Source organism: Ruegeria sp. CK2 (genome assembly GCF_056536585.1).
The window spans coordinates 336182-352920 of the sequence record NZ_JBQFPW010000002.1 but is presented as its reverse complement, the minus strand read 5'-3'; the positions used below and the strand labels follow the sequence as shown (position 1 = coordinate 352920).

Annotated in this window: 13 protein-coding genes and 1 tRNA gene; 3 read left to right on the top strand and 11 right to left on the bottom strand. The window is 58.3% G+C overall.

The annotated features are described in order from the left end of the window. Positions 1–65 precede the first annotated feature (65 nt). On the bottom strand, positions 66–1205 hold the full coding sequence (lptF, locus tag ACR0BU_RS04880) for an LPS export ABC transporter permease LptF (RefSeq protein WP_299886092.1): 1140 nt from the start codon (positions 1203–1205) through the stop codon (positions 66–68). A gap of 134 nt (positions 1206–1339) precedes the next feature. Further along, positions 1340–1415 (bottom strand) — tRNA-Trp (locus ACR0BU_RS04875). A 141-nt stretch (positions 1416–1556) separates the two neighbouring features. On the opposite strand from ACR0BU_RS04875, the gene ACR0BU_RS04870 reads away from it, so the two are divergent. Continuing rightward, complete coding sequence (locus tag ACR0BU_RS04870) at positions 1557–2261, top strand: lysophospholipid acyltransferase family protein (protein ID WP_480755730.1); 705 nt, start codon at positions 1557–1559, stop codon at positions 2259–2261. Here the strand turns inward: ACR0BU_RS04870 and ACR0BU_RS04865 are convergent. From ACR0BU_RS04865 to ACR0BU_RS04845, 5 genes are all read right to left on the bottom strand, one after another. After that, the gene (locus tag ACR0BU_RS04865) at positions 2258–2503 is read right to left on the bottom strand and encodes a MoaD/ThiS family protein (RefSeq protein ID WP_120631929.1); all 246 of its coding nucleotides are present in this window, start codon (positions 2501–2503) and stop codon (positions 2258–2260) included. The two genes, ACR0BU_RS04870 and ACR0BU_RS04865, sit on opposite strands and share 4 nt — an antisense overlap. After that, positions 2496–4751, bottom strand: a complete 2256-nt coding sequence (locus ACR0BU_RS04860) for a xanthine dehydrogenase family protein molybdopterin-binding subunit (protein ID WP_480735944.1) — start codon at positions 4749–4751, stop codon at positions 2496–2498. Before ACR0BU_RS04860 ends, ACR0BU_RS04865 begins: the two co-directional genes overlap by 8 nt. Next, complete coding sequence (locus ACR0BU_RS04855; RefSeq protein WP_298933527.1) at positions 4751–5230, bottom strand: (2Fe-2S)-binding protein; 480 nt, start codon at positions 5228–5230, stop codon at positions 4751–4753. The genes ACR0BU_RS04860 and ACR0BU_RS04855 overlap by 1 nt, the downstream gene beginning before the upstream one ends. Further along, positions 5227–6093, bottom strand: a complete 867-nt coding sequence (locus ACR0BU_RS04850; RefSeq protein WP_480735945.1) for an FAD binding domain-containing protein — start codon at positions 6091–6093, stop codon at positions 5227–5229. Before ACR0BU_RS04850 ends, ACR0BU_RS04855 begins: the two co-directional genes overlap by 4 nt. A gap of 128 nt (positions 6094–6221) precedes the next feature. Continuing rightward, complete coding sequence (locus ACR0BU_RS04845) at positions 6222–9434, bottom strand: reductive dehalogenase (RefSeq protein WP_480735946.1); 3213 nt, start codon at positions 9432–9434, stop codon at positions 6222–6224. 75 nt (positions 9435–9509) lie between these two features. Between ACR0BU_RS04845 and ACR0BU_RS04840 the strand changes: the two genes are divergently transcribed. Beyond that, positions 9510–10406, top strand: coding sequence for a LysR family transcriptional regulator (locus tag ACR0BU_RS04840; RefSeq protein WP_298933532.1), 897 nt, complete (start codon positions 9510–9512; stop codon positions 10404–10406). On the opposite strand, the gene ACR0BU_RS04835 is transcribed toward ACR0BU_RS04840, so the two are convergent. After that, positions 10403–11254, bottom strand: a complete 852-nt coding sequence (locus tag ACR0BU_RS04835; RefSeq protein ID WP_480735948.1) for a LysR substrate-binding domain-containing protein — start codon at positions 11252–11254, stop codon at positions 10403–10405. The genes ACR0BU_RS04840 and ACR0BU_RS04835 overlap by 4 nt on opposite strands. 101 nt (positions 11255–11355) lie before the next feature. Here ACR0BU_RS04835 and ACR0BU_RS04830 point away from each other — a divergent pair, with 101 nt between their 5' ends. Further along, positions 11356–12063 carry an SDR family oxidoreductase gene (locus tag ACR0BU_RS04830; protein ID WP_300070356.1) on the top strand — a complete coding sequence of 236 codons (708 nt, stop codon included), beginning with the start codon at positions 11356–11358 and terminating at the stop codon, positions 12061–12063. A 4-nt stretch (positions 12064–12067) separates the two neighbouring features. On the opposite strand, the gene ACR0BU_RS04825 is transcribed toward ACR0BU_RS04830, so the two are convergent. The 3 genes from ACR0BU_RS04825 to ACR0BU_RS04815 all read right to left on the bottom strand — a co-directional run bounded on the left by ACR0BU_RS04825 (position 12068) and on the right by ACR0BU_RS04815 (position 16608). Then, positions 12068–13291 (bottom strand): NAD(P)/FAD-dependent oxidoreductase, encoded by a 1224-nt coding sequence (locus ACR0BU_RS04825; RefSeq protein ID WP_480735950.1) that lies wholly within the window; start codon positions 13289–13291, stop codon positions 12068–12070. Positions 13292–13381: 90 nt separating this feature from the next. Beyond that, positions 13382–14416, bottom strand: a complete 1035-nt coding sequence (locus tag ACR0BU_RS04820; protein ID WP_480735951.1) for an ACP S-malonyltransferase — start codon at positions 14414–14416, stop codon at positions 13382–13384. Next, complete coding sequence (locus ACR0BU_RS04815; RefSeq protein WP_480735952.1) at positions 14413–16608, bottom strand: thiamine pyrophosphate-dependent enzyme; 2196 nt, start codon at positions 16606–16608, stop codon at positions 14413–14415. The genes ACR0BU_RS04820 and ACR0BU_RS04815 overlap by 4 nt, the downstream gene beginning before the upstream one ends. Between the last annotated feature and the right edge of the window lie 131 nt (positions 16609–16739).

Genomic DNA, 16739 nt, shown 5'->3' with positions numbered 1-16739 from the left:
TTCGGTTATCACCTGACGCGCAGAAAACGAAGTTCCACGCTACCTGTCAAACCCAGCCTGTTGGGTCAGGCAGGCGAGGGTTCGGCCCTTCCGACCGGATCGCGTTTTCGAAACAGCGGTCGGCCTGCGAAAATCAAAAACACACAGGATATGAAAACACCCATAACGGCAGGCAGGTATAGCAACCCCCAAAGCCTTGGGTCATCGATCACCACCGGTGATACAAATCCTCGAACCCCTTCCAGTAAGACCAGAATGGTAAAAGCGCCAAGGATCTGAGGCCATAGTCCGAACCGCGAAAAGCTGCCCAGCATCAGGGTCGAGTACCCGGCCAACGACACGGCAATGCAAATGGCGATCCATGAAAACCGCTGATGCAATTCTTCGACCAACTGTCCGAGAGAGAATTCCTCAATCGCCGCGATGGTTTCGCGATCCTGTATCAACTCGATGGTTGGGATGGCTTCGAGGCTGCGCCGGGCCATTGCTCCGGTGCTGGTCAGTTCTGATATGTCATATGACGCGTCCTCAAACAGGGTGGAGGAAAGAGTTCTTCCCTGCTTATCAAGACGCAGAGCGACGCCGTCCACCATCACCAGATGAATGCCCATGTCGCTATTGACCAGATAGGCCGTTGCGCTGGAATAACTAACGGCATCTTCGGCATCGCGCCGATCCGACACGAACACCTCGTGCAGGGTTCCATCAAGATCGATCCGACCGATATAAACCGTTACACCCTCGGCAGGGTGCAAAAACTCACCTTCGTTCAACAACTGTGCGGTTACATCCCCAGCCACTTCGGCTTGCCGCACTTCCAGCTGCTCGACCGAGGCTGGGCGCAGAAACACGCTGATAACCGCCATCATCAAGCCAGTCGTCAAGCCAAACAGAAAAACTGCCCGCGCCAGACGCCACGGGCTGGATCCGGTGGCCAACATCACCGTCAACTCGCTTTCCCGACTCAGACGGTTGGTGGCGTAAACAGCGGCTGCAAACACGGCCATAGGCATGACTGTCCTGATTAGCGTGGGCAGGGTCAGGGCCGTGAATTCGAGAAACACCATCGCCGACTGCCCACCGCTGATCACCCTGTCAAACAGGCTGACTGATCTAGTAATCCAGAATACTCCGACCAGAACCAAAGTGAAAAAGCCGAACAGGACCAGCAGTTGTCGCAGGAAGTAGCCATCGAAACGCGACATGTATCCTCACTCAGGTGCATCTAAATTGCGGCGACCATAAGCCATTCGCCGGACAGAGGAAACCGAGATTGACGCTCTGGATTTGCACGACCATCGGCGACGTTGCCGCACAGATGTCAAAAAACTACTGAGAATGGCAGGGGCAGCAGGGTTCGAACCCGCGACCTACGGTTTTGGAGACCGTCGCTCTACCAACTGAGCTATACCCCTATCGTGCGCCCCAGATATGACAGCCGCGCGGCGGACTCAAGAGGCTTTTTCAGATTCGGATACACTTCGCGATCGGACAAACAAGTTGCGCATGACGTGCAGTTGGGTAAGACAAGATCCGGTCAGGAAAAGGAACCCCGCGTGAATATCCGCAAAGAGATTGCAGACAGCGAAGCCGTTCTGAACTGGGTCGCACGGCGGATTGCCAGCTATATTCGGTTGGTGCATCGCAACACGCGTTGGCAGCGCATCGGGTACGAAGCGCTGGATCAACTGGCCGAACAAGGGGAGCCCGTCATCGTGGTGCTGTGGCATCAGCGACTGGCGCAATCGCCATATTTTTTTCCGCTAGACAAGGGGCGCATCTGTTCGATCACCTCGTCGGCGCGGGCAGGAAGCATGGTTGGGCGGGTGCAACAATTGTTCGGGATGGACACAATTGCCATGTCCAGCCACAAGCGTCACGTCGCGCTGTCGCGCGAAGTTCTGGGCAAGATGAAACAGGGGATTTCCATTGGAATTGCCGCCGACGGCCCACGTGGACCAGAGCGTGTTCTGTCAACTGTGCCGCTGATCTGGGCTCGCGCATCCGGAAAACGTGTGTTCGGCATTACCTATTCTGCCCGACATGGACGAGAAGCCGGGACATGGGACCGTCTTTTGATGCCTCGCGTGTGGCGCAATGATGGTGTGTTTCTGTGCCGGGAATGGAAGGAAACTGTGCCGCGCAAAGCCAGCGAAGAACAGATTGAAGCCCTGAGGCTTGATCTGGAACAACACATGAATGACATCACCGCCGAAGCTGACCGGATGGTCGGGCGAGAGCCCTGGTCACCCCAGCCCTAACCGCCCCTGAGGCGCTGCATCAGGTAGACTTCGCTGCCTTCGGGAATGGGTTCGGTCAGACCGCTGGCAATGACACGGCCGTCGATTGCAACAGACACTCCGGCATCAATCGGGCCCTGCAATTGCGGATGGACCCGAACAAGTTCGCGCAACAATTCGCCTGTGGTCGCTGCCTTGACCTCAACCACTTCCAGCCCCCCGGTCAGAGACCGGAGGCCGGACCAAAGGTGAACCTCAACCATTGTCCTTAAGAGCCGCCAGAATACGGGGCGGTGACATTGGCAGTTGGCGCATTCTAACACCTGCCGCGTTGGACACCGCATTTGCGATGGCGGCCAGAGGTGGCACGATGCCGGTTTCGCCAACGCCGCGCACACCAAACGGGTGGCCGGGGTTGGGCACTTCGACAATCACCGTGTCGATCATTGGCAGGTCACTGGCCACAGGGATGCGGTAGTCAAGGAAGATCGAGTTCTGCAGACGGCCATCGTCGCCGTAAATGTATTCCTCGTTCAGGGCCCAGCCGATACCCTGCGCGGCACCCCCTTGATACTGGCCTTCCACGTAAGTTGGATGGATCGCTTTGCCGGCGTCCTGAATGACAGTATACCGCGTGATCGCGGTTTTGCCGGTTTCCGGATCCACCTCTGCATCTACAATATGGGTGCCAAAGGAAACGCCTGCGCCTTCGGGCGTCGCTTCGAAATGGCCAGATATAGGGCCACCGGTTGACCCCATATCCGCTGTGATGTCCGCCAAAGGCATCGGGTCAAAATCGCCCGCGTTTGGACCGGAAGGCACTGCGCAACCATTTTCCCATTTCACCGCATCAACCGGGATGCCCCATTTGGCCGCCGCCCGTTCGCACAGCTTGTCGACCGCGTGATGCGCCGCTTTGATAGTCGCAAGACCGCTGGCATAGGTGACGCGAGATCCGTGTGACACGTCGTTGTAACCAAGTGTGGCAGTGTCCGCGATGGTCACCCGTATGTTTTCATAGGGGATGCCCAGAACCTCGGCCGCCATCAGCGCCATCGACGCGCGCGAGCCGCCGATGTCGGGCGTACCCACCATCAACTGGGCTGAGCCGTCTTCGGACAAGGCAAGCGACACCGACGTCTCTCCGCCATGGTTGAACCAGAAACCGCAGGAGACCCCACGCCCCTGCCCCGGTTTCAGCGGGGCCGCGTAATGCGGGTGCGCCTTGGCGGCCTCCAGCGTTTCGACCAGACCGATGCGTTCGTAGCGTGGGCCATAGCTGGCTTTGGTGCCTTCATAAGCTGCGTTTTTCAGGCGTACATCAATTGGATCAAGGCTCAGTTGATTGCACAACTCGTCAATGACGGATTCGACCGCAAAGGCCCCCATCGGCGCGCCCGGCGCGCGATAGGCGGCCTGTTTCGGACGGTTGGTCATCACGTCATACCCAACTTGATGCACATTGGTCAGGTTGTAGGGCGCAAAACCGCACATTGCGGTCATGTCCCCCGGCGCACCGGGGAACGCCCCGCCTTGCAGACGGAAGATGCCCTGCGCACCGGTAATGGTGCCGTCTTTCTTCATCCCGATCTTGATGTCCATCGACGCCGATGAGGTCGGGCCAGTTGCACGGAACACCTCGGACCGGGTCATCACCACTTTGACCGGGCGGTTGGCCTTGCGACTCAGCGCCAGTGCGACCGGTTCAATAAAGACGGTGGTCTTGCCACCAAAACCGCCGCCAATTTCGGACGCTGTCACACGCAATTGCGAGGTTTCGATCCCCAGCAATGCTGCACAGGTTTTTTGCGCGATCCAATGGCCTTGGGTGGTGCACCAAAGCTCACCCTTGCCGTCACTGCCCAGCATGCCCAGGCAGGCATGCGGTTCGATATAGCCCTGATGGGTCGCTTCGGTCACAAAGCTGTCTTCGATGACCAGATCAGCCTCGGCAAAGCCAGCTTCGATGTCTCCATGGCCACTTTCGTGATAGCGTACGACGTTCGGGTGCATCCCTTCCGGCACGGAATAATCCGCAGCACCTTCGCGGATGACCGGTGCGTCCGGTGCCATCGCTTTATCGACATCAGTGACATGTGGCAGCACTTCGTATTCAACCTCGATCAACTTCAGCGCATCGCGCGCCGCAAGTGCCGAGGTAGCCGCCACAGCCGCCACCGCATGGCCGTCATACAGCGCCTTATCGCCTGCCATGACATTTTCAAGGACGTTCCAGAATTCGCCTTCCAGACCTGGCTTGAATGGCACATCGGCAAAATCCGCACGCGTTACAACGGCTTTGACATCCTTATGCGCGTCAGCTTTGGACGTATCGATTTTGATGATCCGCGCGTGGGCGTGGGGCGAGCGCAAGATCGCGCCATGCAGCATGCCCGGTGCGGAAATGTCGGCGCCAAACTTGGCTCGGCCCGTAACCTTATCCAACCCGTCCGGACGATCCGGTCGCGTGCCCACAAAGCTGAATTCTGATTTGCGATCGTCGAGTGCCATTACGAAGCCTCCCGTAGGTCAGCCGCCGTATCCATTACGGCGCGAATGATCTTGTCATATCCGGTACAGCGACAAAGGTTGCCTGCCAGCCAATACCGCGTCTCTTCCTCGGTGGGATTGGGGTTCTTTTCCAGCAGCGACTTGGCAGCAACCAGAATCCCCGGAGTGCAGATGCCGCATTGCAGGGCAGCATATTCGATGAACTTCTTCTGTAGCGGATGCAGAATGTCACCTTCGGCTATGCCTTCAACGGTTTCAACCTGTTTGCCGTCTGCTTCAACGCCCAACATCAGGCAGGAACACACCAGACGACCGTCAACGGTGACCGAACACGCTCCGCAATCGCCGGTTCCACAGCCTTCTTTGGCGCCGGTCAGGTTCAATTTGTCGCGCAGACAATCCAGCAGAGTCTCGCGCGGATCGCAGAGGTATTCTACCGTGTCTCCGTTCACGGTGGTGGATACGTGAAACTTACTCATACGTGTTCTCCCTTTGCGCGGGCATAGGCGATTTTTGCAGCGCGCTTGGCCAGAACGCCGGCAACTTCGGTACGGAATGCGATTGTGCCGCGCTTGTCATCGATCGGGTTACAGGCGGCAGACGCGGCCGTGGCCAGCGCGTCCAAAGCATCTTCATCCAGTGTCGTGCCGATGATAGCCTTGGCGCAATCCTCGACCAGCAAAATAGTCGGTGCGACGGCGCCCAATGATACGCGCGCCTCGGTGATGGTATCGCCGTCCAGACGCAGGTTCACACCCACACCGACAACGGCAATGTCCATTTCCGTGCGCGGAATGAACCGCAGGTACGCGTCACCGCCATTGTCGCCACGAGCAGGAATATGCACAGCAGAAACCACCTCTCCCTTGGTAAGCGAGGTCTTGCCAGGCCCGGTCGGAATATCAGCGACCGGAACGACGCGATCTCCATCGGGTCCGGTCACCGTAACAGTGACACCCGCCGCGACCATCGCCGGTACGGAATCGGCCGCCGGAGACCCGTTGCACAGATTGCCCGTCAGCGTCGCCCGCCCCTGCACCTGGGTCGAGCCGATCAGATCCATCGCCTCGACCACGCCTGGCCAGTCTTTGCCAAGTTCGGCATACTCGCTCATCTCGGCGCCGGTGGCAGCGACGCCCAACGTCCAGCCGCCATCAGCATTGCGGGTAATGTCGTGCACACCGTTGATTTTCTTAATGTCGATCAGCGTATCAGGCGTTACCAATTCCGAGCGCAGTTGCACCAAAACATCGGTGCCGCCAGCCAGAAACCGTGTGATGCCCGTCGCATTTGCGGCCAGAGCCGAGGCTTCGGCAAAGCTGGCAGGGCTGTGATAATCCATGAAAATACCTCGCACCTGTTGATCAGGATTCACTGGGGTTCGCAGGGGACGTTAGTGCAGCAACCTGGCCGCGTCCATGGCTGGGGCGACCTATTTTTTCATCGATGAATGTCGTTTCCTGACTACGGCTAAAGATCGATTTCCACAATCCCATCCGGTTCTGCGGCGCGACTCTGGCACAAGATCATCGCGCCTTCGCGTTGCTTTTTTGACAGAACGAAATCGCGGTGATCAACCGCGCCCGAAATCACGCCACATTTACAGACACCGCAAATCCCGTCCGAGCATTTTACATCTATGTGAATGCCAGCCTCGTTCAGCACCTGGGCCGCATCTTTGTCAGCGGGCACCGACATTTCCCGGCCCGAGTTGGTCAGCCTCAGGGTAAACGGGTGATTTTCGTATTCCGGTTGTTCGGGAACCGAGAAATACTCCAGATGCCGCGCCTCTTCCGGAAATCCCTGTGCCTCGGCTGCCTGAATCACGCCGTCCATATAGCGATCTGGACCGCAGGTATAGACGTGCCACCCGTCCTGGTAGCCCGCCAAAATCGCCCGCAGATCGGCGCGGGTTCCTTCATCAGAGAAGTGATAGTTTACACGATCTGCCCACGGGGTCATCGCCAGATCTTGCAGATACGCTGCCGCAGAACGGGTGCTCGCAGAATAGTGCAGCTCAAAATCCTTGCCCAGCGCGTGCAAGCGGTGGGCAAAAGCAATCATCGGTGTGATGCCGATCCCGCCGCCCATCAGAAAGGTCTTGGTCGCCGCTTCCTCAAGCTCAAAATGATTGATGGGTTTTGAGATGAAGACCTTGCGGCCTTCGCTAAAAATCCGGTGCAGCAGGGCCGATCCACCACGTCCTTCATCCTCGCGCAGCACACCGATCTGGTAGGACATCCGCTCCGACGGATCCCCGGACATGGAGTACTGGCGCAGAAATTCGGGCGCCACGAGCACATCCAGATGCGCCCCGGCACTCCATTCAGGCAGCGGTGTACCGTCCATGGTTGAGAACTCGTACTTCGAAACATCTGCCGTCATCTTGTCAACTTTTGACAGCTTGACCCGGATCACCGGGGCATCCCCGGAAATCTGATAGCGGTGTACAACAGACATATCACCTGCGGCCTTGCGGGCCTTGTAGTCATCGGCAGAAACCATCGCCTCATAGGCGGCAATCCCGGCCTCGCGGTCCATCGCGAATGGATAGGGCCACGGGTGCGGGGCCAGATAGGCCGGATACACAGCAAGCGTCTGGTCCTCGTATTTCAGGTCCAAGTCTCTTTGCAGATCGCGCCGATTCAAAGGGTGAACCGAGGGACGATAGGCCCCGTCCGACTGCAACTCGATATCCCACCACCACTTCTTGGTGTCGTTCAAGCCACCATTTCCCACGGCATCGTCCAGTTTAGCCAAGGCCAGCGCGGCTTGGGGGATATTCATCGCGGCCCACCGGAACGGGCGTTCCTTGAAGATACCTTCCAGATTCCACGGGCAGGTTTTCATGCACCGCCCGCACATTGATCCCCCGGGCGTGGTGATCCGATAGGTGGCGCATTTCTGGCTGTCGGACTTCCAGATTTCATAGCCGTTGAACATCAGCTTCGGACCGGCCGTGATCGCCCCAGAAGGGCATTCCCGCGCGCATTTATTGCAGCTTTCGCAGAAGGTCTGCAGACCAAAATCGATGGGTTTGTCATGCCCAATCGGCATGTCGGTCGTCACTACACCTGATTTCAGGCGCGGCCCCAGATAAGGGTTGAGAATAACCTCACCGATCCGGCTGACCTCACCCAACCCGGACAACAGCAACAACGGAGGCTGCAAGACCTCGCCATCCATCACCGTATGCGCCTTGGCTTTGTAGCCGAGGTTCCGGATCTGCTGTGCGATCACGCCGCCCAACAGAGAAAACCTCAGATACGCGCGCATGGATTGGGCGACGCTGATCCAGTCATCCCCGCTGGCGCCTTCCATCGTCTCATAGCCCTGATCGATGATCATGCTGACGGCCTGATCATGGGGCGGAACGATTTCTTCCCCAGTGGCGTCATGGGAATACCAGGTCCATTCCGGGCAGCGGCTGAGACCGACGGCATCGACCCCCAGAAAATAGCTTGCGGCTTTGATATTCGCAGCGTTGCGTTCAGCGTCGGTGGGTTTTGGACCCTCGGCGCTGTCGCCATCCTGCAACAAGACAAACGCCCCCAAAGCGCGGCGTTGCGCAAAACTTGGCGCGGATTTCCGGACATAATGACCGCCTTTGGCCGCATCCTGCAGAGGTTTGCCCATATCGCCGAACTGCGCGCGGGCGAACATGTCGGCCCGCTTGGGGACACGGGCAACATTCTGTTCGTCGATATAGGTGGTGGGATCGTCCACACGCTTAAGCTTTTCGAAGGGATGCGCGCCATCGGCATAGCGCCGCTTGGCATATGCGTCTCGGTTCAATGCGTTCTTGGCAAACCCGGCGCCCAGCCACCAGGCCGGTCCTTGCGTGCGAAACCACGGCTGCTGCGACATCGGTTGCAGGGGCCGGTCATGCGCGATCTCCATCTCGGCGGTGACTGCGGCCAGACCGAACCGCTTCCCAAGCCAAGGCACAACGACCTCACCATCTTCGACCGAGGCCAACCCGGCCGCCACCGCAAGCTTTCCCAGATCGACCTCAGCAGACATGGCGGTATGTGCCCGCGCATCAAAACCCAGCAAGCGGATGTAATTGGCGATCACAATCGCATTTTCAGTGGCCAACAAACAGCTGCGATGATGCTGCGCGTCCATGATCCAATCCGCGCCTGGCTCGTCCGGTTCCGGGTCGCGGTTGTGCTCGTACAAAAACACGATGGCATGACGGTGGCTATCGATCGGCCCCGGCGTCGCCTCCATGCTGTCCTTCAGGTCGGCCATTATGACGTCGATGCCTGACGCCAGTGTCTTGGTTTGCCGCGTGCGCAAGGCATGGGCCAGCCGGTTGATATCCGGGTTGTGCCGAGGCTCATCCAGCAAAGCTGCGGGTGGCAGTGGGCCGCACCCCATCATCGAAGCATCATTGAAATACCCAAATGCTTTCAGATGATTGGCCCGCGCCTGTGGGTCAACCGGGATGTCTGCCATAGACGGATTGATCAACCCATTCCGGATCGCGTCCATCATGGCCTGAAACTCACCCATCGCGTTGACGATGTTGTCGGGTTGATTGGGCCGATGAAAGCTGAGCACCGGCATGGGTTGAACCCCGGACAGGTCGGGCAATTGGTCTTGCCGCGCCAACCGCTCCAGCGGGTAGGACCCCATATGCACGGGTCGGTCTTTGTCCGAGAAAAAGCGGATCCCCATCGTGCGCCTCCAGTTCTTTAGGATCACCTATCCCGCCATGGACAGCAAATCCATTCATGAATAATCATAGACGATATGAACAAAACTGATTTCACTGACTTGGACGGAAAAGTCCTGCGCACATTTCTGACAATCCTCGAAGAAAGCTCCGTCTCGAAGGCGGCTGACCGGTTGGGGGTGACGCAATCAGCGATCAGCCACACGCTTGGAAAACTCCGGCAGGTTCTAGGTGATCCGCTGTTTGTCCGGTCGGGTCAGGGATTAACTCCGACCGAGCGTGCGCTGTCGTTAAAGGATCCAGTTCAAAGCGTTCTGGACGGAATGCGGACCCTGACACAAGAGCGCCCTTTTGACCCGCTGGCAGAAGAGATTGCCATTAGAATCGCGACCAATGATATGCCACGAGAGCTGATCTTTCCCAAGTTGCTGCGGGTCAACCGTGCGAAAGGCATTCAGTTGCGACTGGAGTTCATGCCTTCTGGTGTCCCGGACCCCGATTTGCTGCGCAGTGATCGTTGCCAGTTGATGCTGACGCCCTTGCCGCCGGATGGACCTGACATCCTGCAAAAGCGATTGCTTACCAGCCCGCTGATGGTGTTCTACGATAGCGCCAAGCGGGTGCCGCCGGACAGCTGGCAGTCTTACTGTCAATGCGACCATGTCGAAGTTCAGTTTCCGGACGGGCGTAACGCACGTGCTGTGATGCGCGGTGTGGATCAAAGCCAGATCCGAGCGCCAATTGTCACCCTGCCTCATTTCAATGCGATACCGTCCTTCGTGAAAAACAGCACGCTGATTTCGACCGACACCGCACTGATGAAGAAAGGCCCGCTCGCGTCGCTGGATGCTGCGCCGCTGCCGTTTGAATGCGATCCGGTTTCGATTTACATGATCTGGCATCAGCGCTCGGCCAACGACCCGGCGCATCGGTGGCTGCGCGCGCAGATCGAAGACATCATTGCAACCCTTTAGACTTGCGAGATCAACCAATCTCGCATCTTGGCCACCAAATCGGGTTGGCGCGGCTTTTGAGGCGTTACGACGTAGAAACTGAGGTCATCGACCAATACTTGATCAAGCGGGCAGACCAACCGTCCCAACGCAATCTCGGACGCCACAAGGGCCGCATTTGCAAGCGCAAGACCCTGACCCGATACAGCTGCATCAATCGCAAGGCTGGTTTGACTGAAATTCATCATCCGTGGTTTGCCCTGCAGTCCTGCACGTTCAAGAAACAGCGGCCAGAGACCGTGAGAATCGCTGAGCAGCACCTGCCGGGTCAGATCGGAGGCATTTGTCACTCGTTGCGCCAATTCTGGGGAACAGACGACCATAAACTCGGTGGAAAAAAGTGGCACTGCTTGCAATTCTTTGCCCAACGGTTTGCGGCTTTGACGGACAGCAATATCAACACTATCCCTGTTGAAATCGGCTAGTTTCTCACGCGCATCAACCTGAACCTGAATATCAGGGTGCCGTGCTGTGAAATCATTCAGCCGCGGCACCAACCACTTGGACGCAAAGCTGGGCGTAACCGATATTGTTACCTGCCCATAGGGTGAAAATTCATCAACCGCGCCCTCGATCAATCGAAAGGCACGACGCAAGGGAGAGTGAAAACGCCGCCCGGCCTCGGTCAAGTTCAACCCACGTGGCAGGCGGTCGAACAGCTGCTCGCCCAGTCGCGCTTCAAGTCCGCGCACCTGTTGTGCAACCGCCCCTTGGGTAACGCCAAGCTCTTCTGCGGCAAGGCGAAAGTTCAGATGTCGGGCCGAAGCCTCGAACGCGCGCAGGGCATTGAGTGGAGGAAGGGCTGGCATGGCACCACACTGTAGATTTTCTACAGCATTAGGGCAGAAGAACTGATTGGTCAAATCTGTCCACAAGGCCCATGCTGCAGTCAGACAAGAAATGGAGCGAAATGATGACAGACAAAGTGGCCCTGATTACAGCAGGCGGCAGCGGCATGGGGGCAGACGCTGCACGGCGGTTGGCAGCTGACGGATTCAAAGTGGGCATTCTGTCTTCCTCGGGCAAAGGCGAGGCACTTGCACATGAGCTGGGCGGCGTGGGTGTGACAGGATCGAACCAATCCAATGATGATCTGCAAAAGCTGGTGGATACGACCATGGCGCATTGGGGACGGATCGACGTGCTGGTCAACTCGGCAGGTCATGGGCCGCGCGCAGGCGTTTTGGAGCTGACGGATGAGGATTGGCATCAGGGCATGGACGTCTACTTCCTGAATGCAGTCCGCCCAACCCGTCTGGTGACGCCGATCATGAAGGCACAGGGCGGCGGCGCGATCATCAACATCTCGACCTTTGCGGCGTTCGAACCTGACCCTGTGTTCCCGACGTCGGGCGTGTTTCGCGCCGGGTTGGCCGCATTCACCAAGCTGTTTTCGGACAAGTATGCCGCCGAGAATATCCGGATGAACAACGTGCTGCCCGGCTTCATCGACAGCCTGCCCGAGAAAGAAGAGTTCCGGTCGCGCATCCCCATGGGGCGCTATGGGCGCAGCTATGATGAGATCGCTTCAGTCATTTCTATGCTTGCGTCCGAAGGTGGCGGTTACATCACCGGGCAGAACATCCGCGTGGATGGTGGTATCACCCGGTCTGTTTAAGCCATCAGGTTCGCGCCTTGATAAAATGCGTCAGTGCCGCGCCTGTTTCGAAATAGGCGCGGCGCAAACCTGTCCAGCTTTCGCGATGTTCTGGAACCACAGGCACCGGCAGGCAGGACGGATCATCTTTCAGCAAGCTTTCCGCCACCAGCCGCCCGAACACCGTTCCGGGTCCGATGCCGCGCCCGGAAAACCCGTGCACCGACAATGCATTTGGTCCAATCTGGGTGATCTTTGGAAGGTGGTCCGACGTCATGGCAATGCGCCCATGCCACCCTTGCTCCAAAGGCTGGTCCGACAATTGAGGATAAAGCGCAGCCAGTTTCCGTTTGGCCCAGGCAAAATGCGCCCCACGCCCCGCGTTGCCCAGATCACCCATACCCCCAATGATCATGCGCCCATCCTGATCTAACCGGAATGAGGTCATGATTAAACCGGTGTCCCAACATCCCTCGCCCTGTGGCAGGATGCTTGCGCGCAGACTATGCGACAGGGGCGCAGTGGCATATCGAAAGTAGTAAACCGGTACATAGGCGGGTGCCGTGTCCTTTAACCTCTGATGATAGGCGTTTGTGGCCTGAATGATCGATCTGGCCTGAACCGTACCGCCGGGCATAGTCAGAACCCAGCACCCATTCCGATACTGAATGGTCTGAACCGGGCTTTGCATGAATAAAAGCGCTCCTGCTTCTGATGCGGCCCGGGCCAGACCGACCACGTAGGCCAGGGGTTGAATTGTCCCGGCGCGCGGGTCGAACAGCGCACCGTGAAAGGTTTTATTGCCAGTTCGGGCAAGCGCAGCTTCGGCCGACAAAAGCTCTACCGGCGCGCCCGCAGTGCTGAGTTGGGCGTGCCGGGTTTGAATGTCGCGAAAGCGGGACGCGGAATGCGCACAATGCAGGGTCCCGTTTTGGACAGGTTCGCACGCGATCTTATGCGCATCGATCAACGCAAAAACATCCCAAGGTGCTTTGGCCAGCAAATCGATCAAGCGATCCCCAACGTTTTGCCCCAGATGCGATCGAATCTCGTCAGGGGGCAGCCAAGGCCCTGCATTCACCAGCCCGACATTGCGACCCGATCCACCATACCCGATGTCATGCGCCTCGAGCAGGCAGACAGATGCCCCTTCCTTTGCCGCCGTAAGCGCAGCCGAGCAGCCCGTATAGCCGCCGCCAATGGCAGCCAGATCAACCGTCAGGTCGGCTGACAAGTGCGCCGTCTTCAATGCTGCTCTGCAAGTGTCGCGCCACAACGAGTGTTCGTGGGTGTTGACTGTGAACCTCGGTGCATTTTCGGCGGGATCACTAGCCCGCTTCTATGCCGTTGCAAGAAACCTTTGATCGTCGCGGCCCATGGCGATCACAACAGGTGACCCCTCTTGTTCTGCGAGAAAGGCAGATTTATTCGCCATACCCCGCCACTCGGCATGAACCAGCGATTGCGCCACCGCGCCACTCAGCGTTGCCCCAGGACCGGTCACGATAAACAAGTCCGGCGCGAACTCGCGCGCAGCCGTTTGCACAGCGCGGGTGAAATCATAGACCCCGGTCACCTGATGGCCCAGGGTGTAATCCCACAACGCCGCGGTATCGCTTGCGCCCGGCCACCAGATCTTGCCGCGCCCGTCAATCAGGGGGTGCTTTGGTTGTTCGAACAGATCTGCGCCCAACCGCGCCCGACCTTCTGCTGCAACGGGTGCCTGCAGTCGGGTGTGAAACGCGGCGTGGTTCGGCAAACGCATTGGAAAGCGTTCCTGAACCGAAGGTTGGGACGCTGCAAAGGCCGCCAATCCGGCCTCGTTCCCTGCCAGCACCAGCATCCCACCCAGATCAATCGACAGTGCCAGATCATGGTGGTCCAGCGCATCAATCCGTGCGACATCTTCGATCAGAGCAGCTTTTTGATCCGGATCATTGGTCCAACTGTCATCCGTAAAGGGATAGACCAGTTGGCCGCCGATCAGATGCTCCTGCATCAAGGTCCCCATGGTGTTGACGACGCGAAACCCGTTCTCATCACTCAATGCACCTGCGGCGGCGAGCGCGATGTACCAACCCATGGAATTACCTGTAACCGCCACAACCTCGATATCGCCGGCGAGTGATTGCGCATCAGCCAACGAAGCAGCGTAGATCAAAGGCGAGGCCACGTCGCCACGGGAGTATTTGCCAACCGTAAAGCGCTTGGCGCGGTCCAATGCAGTGACCACTTCTTGACCGGCCTCAGCCCGAATGGCATCAAACTTTTGGAACATTGGCAAGCGTTCGGCATGGTGCCGGTGCAGATAGCCCAGTTCGGGTTTGTTATAGGTGCCCCGACCGGGGCAGATCACAACGGCAGTGCGGGTCATGTCTTGGCTCCGGTCAGTGCGATCGCCGCCGAAACGATATCGTCTTTCGATGGCAGAGGCGCGGCATAGGCCGGGCCGGTGGCGATGAAACTGTCTTCGGCCACGACGCGCGCGACAGATTTGCGCGCATCTTCTTCTTCACAGAAAAACGTCATCAAAGCCTCGGATTGACTGCCAGTCTGGCGGCATTCATCAACGATCAGAACGTGTTTACAGCCTTCCGTCGCCTGTCTCAGCGCGTCGACCGGCAGCGGGGCCAACCAACGCATATCGATGATCCGAGTGTTTAGTCCAGCGGCGTGCAACTGTTGCAGCGCCTGTTGCGACAGGTAGTGCCCATTGCCATAGGTCACGATGGCCAGATCTGTGCCGTCGCCGTGTACCCCGACCTCGCCCAACGCGACACGTTGATCGGGTGATGGGTAGGTTGTCATCCAGCCACCATCCTGCGGCTGGTGCAAATCCCGCATGGGGTAGAGCGCGATGGGTTCAAGAAACACCACAACCCGCTGTTCTTCCCGGGCCAGTCGAACACATTCGCGCAACATCTGCGCCGCGTCTGATCCGGTCGAGGGGCAGGCAATGATCACGCCGGGAATATCGCGCAGGACGGCCAGTGAGTTGTCGTTGTGGAAATGGCCCCCAAAACCCTTTTGGTATCCCAACCCGGCGATCCGTAGAACCATTGGGTTGGTAAACTGCCCGTTCGAAAAGAACGGCAGGGTCGCAGCTTCGCCCCGGATCTGATCTTCGGCATTGTGCAAATAGGCCAGAAACTGGATTTCGGGGATCGGAATGAAACCGTTATGCGCCATACCGATTGCCAAGCCCAGGATAGACTGTTCGTCCAGCAGCGTGTCGACCACCCGGTCCGGCCCGAACCGCTGCTGCAACTTTTGCGTTACGCCGTAGACCCCGCCTTTACGACCAACGTCCTCGCCCATGCAGACGATCTCGCCGTGTTCCAGCATCAGATCGGTGAGCGCCCAGTTGATCAGGCGGCTCATGGGTTGGGGATCATCCATCGCACGTAAATCACCACCAAACGCCATGGCGCGGGCCTCGGCGCTGGGTCCATTGGTGGTTGCGCAATCGCGTTTTGGCGGAACGAGACTGGCCATGACGTCTTGCGCAGCGGTCAGGTGTGGGCGGGTCGCGGCCTCGGCTGCTATGCGATCAGTGCGGGCGCAGGTTTGTTCGTAGATCTTCAGCGCCTGATCTGGGGACAGGGCAGCTGCCTGATCCAGAAGGCGCACGGAATGCAAAAGCGGATCATTGGCCTCATCCGCCTCAACCTCGGACTTTCGCAGGTAAGTAGTCGGAACGTCTGCCCCGGCGTGGCCATAAAGGCGCACAGTCTTCAGATGCAGGAACGCAGGTTTGCGGCGCGTGCGCACATAGTCGGCAGCCTGCCGCGCAATCGCGTAAGTTTCGTAGAGATCGAGACCATTGGCCTGAAAATACTTGATTCCCGGCCGATGCTCCATCGACGCCTGAATCCAACCCTTCGGTGTTTTGACCGAAATGCCAATGCCATTGTCTTCGCACACAAAGAGCAAAGGCAAAGGGGTAGATTGCACACTGGTCCAACCAGCTGTGTTGATCGCGCCCTGCGCTGTCGAATGGTTGGCAGAAGCGTCGCCAAAGGAACACATCGCAATTCCGTCCTCGGGCAATTCCCGATGCTCGGGATCATGACGCCGCGCTGCACCCAGCGAATAGGCCGCACCAACTGCCTTTGGCAGGTGGCTGGCGATGGTCGAGGTCTGTGGCGGGATGTATAGCGCCTTGGATCCCAAAACCTTGTGACGACCTCCGGATGTCGGGTCCTCCTTGGAACAAGCAAAGCTGAGCAGCATATCCCAGGCGATCTGCTGTCCGGCCACCTGTTCGGCCCGTGCGATCTGAAAGGCCGCATCGCGATAATGCAAAAACGCGATATCCGTCGGACGCAAAGCATGGGCAACCGCCGCCATGCCTTCATGCCCCGACGACCCAATCGTATAAAACCCCTGCCCGGCCTTTTGCATCGCACGACTGGTACGGTCCAACGCACGGCTGAGCACCTGCGAGCGGAACAGCGAAACCGCGTCTGTCACGCTCAAACCCGCCTGAGGCGGCGCGCCGTCGGGCAGATCGCCCTTGGCAACCCGAGACAGGAAATTCTCATGAACAATCTGAGCGCGGTCCATGCTTTGGCCTTTTCAGTCTAAGTGGGGCGACCCCGGTTTTCGATGCGCCGGCTGGGAAATCCCCAACAAATCACACAATTCCTGTATCTCGCTGGCCCCGGTAAAACTCCAGTGATATTCAGACGCAAAGG

Coding starts and splice junctions, on each gene's coding strand:
- ACR0BU_RS04860 (WP_480735944.1), bottom strand. CDS start 4,751: ATGGCACTCGACGATCGCAAATCAGAATTCAGCTTTGTGGGCACGCGA.
- ACR0BU_RS04840 (WP_298933532.1), top strand. CDS start 9,510: ATGAACAAAACTGATTTCACTGACTTGGACGGAAAAGTCCTGCGCACA.
- ACR0BU_RS04850 (WP_480735945.1), bottom strand. CDS start 6,093: ATGGATTATCACAGCCCTGCCAGCTTTGCCGAAGCCTCGGCTCTGGCC.
- ACR0BU_RS04815 (WP_480735952.1), bottom strand. CDS start 16,608: ATGGACCGCGCTCAGATTGTTCATGAGAATTTCCTGTCTCGGGTTGCC.
- lptF (WP_299886092.1), bottom strand. CDS start 1,205: ATGTCGCGTTTCGATGGCTACTTCCTGCGACAACTGCTGGTCCTGTTC.
- ACR0BU_RS04865 (WP_120631929.1), bottom strand. CDS start 2,503: ATGGTTGAGGTTCACCTTTGGTCCGGCCTCCGGTCTCTGACCGGGGGG.
- ACR0BU_RS04830 (WP_300070356.1), top strand. CDS start 11,356: ATGATGACAGACAAAGTGGCCCTGATTACAGCAGGCGGCAGCGGCATG.
- ACR0BU_RS04845 (WP_480735946.1), bottom strand. CDS start 9,434: ATGGGGATCCGCTTTTTCTCGGACAAAGACCGACCCGTGCATATGGGG.
- ACR0BU_RS04855 (WP_298933527.1), bottom strand. CDS start 5,230: ATGAGTAAGTTTCACGTATCCACCACCGTGAACGGAGACACGGTAGAA.
- ACR0BU_RS04835 (WP_480735948.1), bottom strand. CDS start 11,254: ATGCCAGCCCTTCCTCCACTCAATGCCCTGCGCGCGTTCGAGGCTTCG.
- ACR0BU_RS04820 (WP_480735951.1), bottom strand. CDS start 14,416: ATGACCCGCACTGCCGTTGTGATCTGCCCCGGTCGGGGCACCTATAAC.